The organism is Limnoraphis robusta CS-951 (genome assembly GCF_000972705.2).
The window spans coordinates 1-5,428 of sequence record NZ_LATL02000278.1 but is presented as its reverse complement, the minus strand read 5'-3'; the positions used below and the strand labels follow the sequence as shown (position 1 = coordinate 5,428).

Below are 5,428 nucleotides of genomic sequence, written 5' to 3'. Positions count from 1 at the left end.
ATGTCTTATAATCGAATCAGCCAACTGAGTCAACGATCCTAGTAATGTTAAGCACAACAGTTAGCGATACCGGACAAATTACCATTCCTCAAGAAATTCGGGACTACCTCAAACTGAGTAGCGGGAGTAAAATTGATTTCGTTATTGATGAAACAGGTCTAGTGAAAATTATTCCCCTCAATGTTTCCGTAGATGAATTATCAGGAATTTTACACCGACCGGAGATAAAAAAAGCCTCTTTAGAAGAAATGGAAGTCGCCATCTCCGAGCGAGCAAATGATCGGAGTTGATACAAACATTCTCGTTCGCTATCTAACCCGAGATGACGAACAACAGTGGCAGCAAGCCGTAGCAGTTATTAAACAAAACCAACCCTGTTTTGTTGCTAATATTGTTCTTTGCGAATTGGTTTGGGTGCTTCGAGGAGGAAGCTACGGGTTTGGCAAAGATGAAATTATCAATACCCTAGAAGCGATGTTACATAGTTCTGCATTTGAATTTGAAAGCCGTTCTATTGTTTATCAAGCCTTACACCGTTATAAACAAGGTCGGGCTGACTTTTCAGATTATTTAATCGGAGCGATCGCCAGCCAAGCAGGTTGTACAGAAACCGTTAGTTTTGATGGCAAGCTGAAGGAAGAAAAAGGGTTTCGTTGTCTGGAATAACACTCAAAAGGACAATAAAAGTAATCCGATGAAAAACCCTATTTCTAATACCTCCCCAAAATGCGATCGCCACTAAACCTTAAAATCAATCGCGTAATAGAGGAATAAAACCTGCCTGCTCAAAATGCTTATCGTAGGCAAGAGCTTCTGTAATACCGTATTCTTCCATAATCTTAAAAGAAACGCAATCGGTTATACTCCACTCTTTGTCGGGTCTTTGCTTATATAACAGTAACCCCTCTTTAAATTGACTACTACTTTGCTGAACAACTATCACATTAGGATGGTTATAGAGACTTTCAATTAACTCGATAGCACCCCGGCGAAAAAAGTCGCCCCTTTTAGAAAAATCATTCAGCACCTCTGCCAAAACCATTTCACTGGTAATAATATACAGTAAACCCATTTTTTGGGATAACTCTCGCGCTTTTTGATGTAATTGATCTCTGGGATTGAGTAAAGCCACCCAATAACCTGTATCTGCAAAAACTCGTTTCATTCTCCCAAACCTTGATACAGGTCAAAGTTTTTTGACAAGTCACTTGGTACTTTTTCCCATTCAGACTCGGGAATTTTTGCCCCGATTTCTACAACGATTTCCCAAATCGGTTTTGCTGTATCATCATATTCAATATTTTGCCGATCATTGCTCACATTTTTATTATCAGTAATTCCTCGCACTTGTTCAAATATTTTATCAAGCAACCAAAGCTTATCTTCTAACGATAATTCATCGATGAACTGTTCCAATTGTAATAATTTGTTTGAAACCATAGGAACTCCTTTAAAAAACTTAAACTCATAAAATCACTTCTCCACCTGATGAAGAATCTCGCAGGTTCTCAAAAACTTCGGGTTCGATCCATACTCCATCAGAATCAAGTTTTTGCCGAAAGCGAGCAAGACTTTTGCAAAAACCCTCCTCCGTCTCAATTGCAATTATAATTTCTTGACCGTCAGGAATATTGATATCCTCAAATATTTCAATATTTCTCCCTCGTTTTATGCCTTTAACGCGCATTAGATATCCTTCTAATTCTGAACCGGATAGTTAACATTTTATCACAGCATCATCCAGTTCGGGGCTGAAAAGCATTCCTCTCTTTGACTGTTATAAATGGGATTGGACTACGTCCATACTACGGAAACGATATAAATTTGGTATAATTAAAGATATTCTTTAGCTAAATCTTAAGAAGCGATGGAAACAATTACCATTCAAGTTGACCCTGAAATTGCCAAAGCTTACCGAGAAGCTGAACCGGAAAAACAGCAAAAAATTGCAACTCTTGTTAATAACTGGCTGAAATCAATCATCCAAGATAAATCGTTAGAACAAATTATTGAAGAAATGCAAGAACAGGCAAAAGCCAATGGATTAACCCAAGATATTTTAGATAAAATACTAGAAGAATGAATAAACTACGAGTTGTTATTGATACTAACATTCTAGTGAGTAGTATTTTGATTCAATCATCCTTACCCGATATAGCTTTTAAAGCAGCTAGAAAAAACGGTATAATTTTGCTGTCTGATGTCACCTCACAAGAATTGCAAGAAGTCTTAACTCGTTCAAAATTTGATCAATATATTTCTCTAGATATTCGTTATCAATTTTTAACTAAGATAAAGCTTGAATCAGAGCAGATTTTCATCTCTGAACTCATCAAAGAATGTAGAGATCCCAAAGACAATAAATTTTTAGAAGTTGCAGTTAATGGAAATGCCACTTATATTATCACAGGAGATAAAGACTTATTAGAATTGCATCCTTTTCGAGGGATTTCTATTTTAACGCCCAGACAATTTTTAGAATTGATTGGAGAAGCACAGCCATGAACTTCGTCTTGTTGAAACATTCCGAGCCTCAAAAAAGCCTCTTTAGAAGAAATGGAAGTCGCCATCTCTGAGGGATTCAATTTAAGGCTGACAACGAGGACAAAAATGAGCCGATCGCCCTGCAATTTTTAAGCGTTCGATAGGTGTTTCACAAACTCGACACGGTTGACCTGCTCGATTATAAACCCAAGCCTGTCCTGCATAATTACCGTTGACTCCAGAAACATTTAGAAAGTTACGAATTGTACTTCCGCCTGCATCAATTGCGGTTTTTAACACTTGAATCAGTTGAGAATGTAGCGTTTTAATTTGTGAGGGGGTTAAATCTGCACAAAGGGTTGTGGGTTGTATTCCACTCAGAAATAAAGTCTCATCGGCGTAAATATTCCCCACCCCTGCAACCAGTTTTTGATCCAGTAACGCCGTTTTAATCGGGCGCTGACGGCGGTTAAATTGATCGGTGAGGTATTTTATCGAAAATTCTTCTGAAAAGGGTTCAGGCCCCAAATTCTGTAAGCCTGTGACAATCTTTGAAACGGGGATGCTATTTGGAATTCCCCAGATTTTGCCGAAGGTGCGTTGATCGACAAAACGGAGTTCCTGTTGATTGGGGAAAAACAGCCGGACTCGGGTATGTTTACTCACGGGTTCATCTTGACTCACCCATAACAGTTGACCTGTCATCCGTAAGTGAACCGCTAACCCGCCATTGGGGAAGATTTGTAAATCTGAGAAGGGTTGTTGTTGCTGATTTTCAGGATTAGCCTGAAATTCTGCTAATAAATATTTACCGCGTCGATACCATCCGGCGATCGCTTTTCCTGATAATTCGCGAATAAACTCATCAATAGAAACAGGGTGAGCAATGGTGCGTTTAAGCAACACTTCCCCACCCTGAATAATCTGATTCCGGGAAACCTGATTCAGGCCCCCTTTAACCGTTTCTACCTCGGGCAATTCAGGCACAGACTAATTTTCAACGCCTTGGTTGGGATCGCCAGGGACATCAGGTTTGCCAGCTCCTTGGCCCGTGCGTCGGGTAGCAGCAGCGACGGGTGTTTGTTGACCGCGAGGTGCAGCCGAACCCGTACCAACTTCTACAACTTCACTTTCTGCGAAGTTATTGGTGTTGATGCCTGTGTAGTTGACTTTATCAAAACGGACAATAACGGGGTATTTAATACCGCTTTTGTCAACGGAAGCGACAGTACCTACTTCTTGATACCAGTAGGACTCTTTCCGCAAAATCCGAACTTTAGAACCACGTTGAACCATTAGCTTATCTTCCTCGTTTCTAAATTGATGAATAAAGCCTTGTATTGTTCAGGGTACTACTGGATCTGCTGTCTCGGTGCAAATGAGTCTTTAAGTTTTATTGCTAGTCTCTCCAATGGGCGGCGACAAAATGGGCTGAACGTCCCCAGAAGTCCTGCACAATGGAGATTTCCGAGACTTGTAGGTTAAAGGGAATGGCAGTGGTCAGGTATCGCTGCGCCCAACTGCCTAACTCTGGAGAAAGTTGGGTGGCCACTCCGGCGGCGACTCCTAAAGCCAAAAGCTGTTCAACTGGCCCTTTGGGTAAAGCTAAATGAATACCCATCGCCACTCCACCAGTCAGTAGCATTCCGACTGAGAGATTGGTACCACATCGCGGATGAACAGCGAGATCCCATTCTCCGGCTGTCAGACGGTGCTGGGCTGTTTCTACCGCTTGTCTGAGGCGATCGCTCTGAACGCGCCCATAGAGATAAAATCCTTCGGCTGTTGACATTCCGCCCAGACGATCTTCGTCTGCGGTGGCTGCACCTTCATTTGCCCATTCACTCAACACCCAAACGGTGGCGTGTTCTAAGGCGTGAACTTGTCGAGTCATCAAGATTTCTTTAACACCCGGAACAAAGTTCAATTGGCGCAACAGATCGCGATCTTGGGTTGAACTGGGCGCAAACTCAAAGGGGAATGAATAAGCTGAGGCTGAATGTGAAGTCGCCGTTGTCATTATCTAAAGTTCTCCATCAATTTAAGTAGACAAGCAGAAGTCCTTTTTGATTGCTTTAAGAAGGATTTCCTACTTTTTTACCATCTCGAAAGGTTCCCGGTAGTCGCTTGCCTGCGGTATCAATTAGGGTTCCAGGGCCGTGAGGAATACCGCCGCGAAATTCGCCTTCATAGCGAAGTCCGTTCGGAAAAGTACAAGTTCCTTTACCGTCGAGCGCTTCGTTAAAAAATTGTCCTTGACAGCGAGAGCCATCTTTGCGGGTAAAGCTGCCTTCACCAAAGGGTTGTCCGGCGAAGAATTCTCCAGCAAAGCGATCGCCGTTGCTATAGATAAATTCTCCACTACCGTGAGGCTGACTACTGCCTTGTCCGCTAGCGACGTCTCGCACAATTTTGAACTGTCCGACGTAGCGATCGCCGTTGGTAAAGATTACGGTTCCTTGGGTAATATTGCCGTCTTGAAAGACACCAACTATACGGGCATCATCTGAAAAGATAAATACCCCTTGGCCATTGGGTAAACCGTTGCGAAATTCGCCTTCGTAGCGATCGCCATTGCTATAGACATAAATGCCTCGTCCTTCGGGGCGACCATTGACAAAGCTACCTTGGTAGTTGTCGCCGCCCTCATAATTACACTTGACCGAACCTGTGGGCAGTTGCCCTTCACAAACCGGAGGACGTTTTCCTTCTGGTTGTGCTTGTGCGTTTGCGGGAGTAGAAGTGAGGATATCAACTCCAATTCCAACGCTAACAAGGGTTAAACTCAAAAATCCCAGCTTTTTAACTAAGCGAAACATAGCTCCTATTGCTGTTTAATTTTACTATATATTTTTTTGAAAAATGGGGGCAAGTTCTACTGAAGCTGATCAATAACAACCCCGATTAACTTTCCCCCTGACTCCCATATCCCCCAGGGCTGTTT

Annotated in this window: 11 protein-coding genes; 4 read left to right on the top strand and 7 right to left on the bottom strand. The window is 42.3% G+C overall.

Features of this window, described 5'->3' with window-relative positions; all coding sequences use genetic code 11:
• Positions 1-44: 44 nt before the first annotated feature.
• The gene (locus WN50_RS23560) at positions 45-290 is read left to right on the top strand and encodes an AbrB/MazE/SpoVT family DNA-binding domain-containing protein (protein ID WP_046278161.1); all 246 of its coding nucleotides are present in this window, start codon (positions 45-47) and stop codon (positions 288-290) included.
• Complete coding sequence (locus tag WN50_RS23555) at positions 277-666, top strand: type II toxin-antitoxin system VapC family toxin (RefSeq protein WP_046278160.1); 390 nt, start codon at positions 277-279, stop codon at positions 664-666. Before WN50_RS23560 ends, WN50_RS23555 begins: the two co-directional genes overlap by 14 nt.
• 85 nt (positions 667-751) lie before the next feature.
• Here the strand turns inward: WN50_RS23555 and WN50_RS23550 are convergent, their stop codons facing one another.
• The 3 genes from WN50_RS23550 to WN50_RS23540 are packed head-to-tail and all read right to left on the bottom strand — an operon-like array spanning position 752 to position 1,687.
• Positions 752-1,165: a type II toxin-antitoxin system VapC family toxin gene (locus WN50_RS23550; protein WP_046278159.1), complete on the bottom strand. Its 414-nt coding sequence runs from the start codon at positions 1,163-1,165 to the stop codon at positions 752-754.
• Entirely contained in the window at positions 1,162-1,440 is a 279-nt protein-coding gene (locus WN50_RS23545) for a hypothetical protein (protein ID WP_046278158.1), read from the bottom strand. The genes WN50_RS23550 and WN50_RS23545 overlap by 4 nt, the downstream gene beginning before the upstream one ends.
• A gap of 25 nt (positions 1,441-1,465) precedes the next feature.
• Complete coding sequence (locus WN50_RS23540; protein ID WP_046278157.1) at positions 1,466-1,687, bottom strand: hypothetical protein; 222 nt, start codon at positions 1,685-1,687, stop codon at positions 1,466-1,468.
• 180 nt (positions 1,688-1,867) lie between these two features.
• Here WN50_RS23540 and WN50_RS23535 point away from each other — a divergent pair, with 180 nt between their 5' ends.
• Positions 1,868-2,083: a hypothetical protein gene (locus tag WN50_RS23535; RefSeq protein ID WP_046278156.1), complete on the top strand. Its 216-nt coding sequence runs from the start codon at positions 1,868-1,870 to the stop codon at positions 2,081-2,083.
• Positions 2,080-2,505, top strand: coding sequence for a putative toxin-antitoxin system toxin component, PIN family (locus WN50_RS23530; protein WP_046278155.1), 426 nt, complete (start codon positions 2,080-2,082; stop codon positions 2,503-2,505). Before WN50_RS23535 ends, WN50_RS23530 begins: the two co-directional genes overlap by 4 nt.
• An 81-nt stretch (positions 2,506-2,586) precedes the next feature.
• Here the strand turns inward: WN50_RS23530 and WN50_RS23525 are convergent, their stop codons facing one another.
• The 4 genes from WN50_RS23525 to WN50_RS23510 all read right to left on the bottom strand — a co-directional run bounded on the left by WN50_RS23525 (position 2,587) and on the right by WN50_RS23510 (position 5,303).
• Positions 2,587-3,471 (bottom strand): DNA-formamidopyrimidine glycosylase, encoded by an 885-nt coding sequence (locus WN50_RS23525; RefSeq protein ID WP_046278154.1) that lies wholly within the window; start codon positions 3,469-3,471, stop codon positions 2,587-2,589.
• 3 nt (positions 3,472-3,474) lie between these two features.
• The gene (locus WN50_RS23520; protein ID WP_046278153.1) at positions 3,475-3,780 is read right to left on the bottom strand and encodes a photosystem I reaction center subunit IV; all 306 of its coding nucleotides are present in this window, start codon (positions 3,778-3,780) and stop codon (positions 3,475-3,477) included.
• Between the two features lie 103 nt (positions 3,781-3,883).
• Positions 3,884-4,504, bottom strand: coding sequence for a DUF6391 domain-containing protein (locus WN50_RS23515; RefSeq protein WP_046278152.1), 621 nt, complete (start codon positions 4,502-4,504; stop codon positions 3,884-3,886).
• A gap of 55 nt (positions 4,505-4,559) precedes the next feature.
• Positions 4,560-5,303 (bottom strand): MORN repeat-containing protein, encoded by a 744-nt coding sequence (locus tag WN50_RS23510; protein WP_046278151.1) that lies wholly within the window; start codon positions 5,301-5,303, stop codon positions 4,560-4,562.
• Positions 5,304-5,428: the final 125 nt, after the last annotated feature.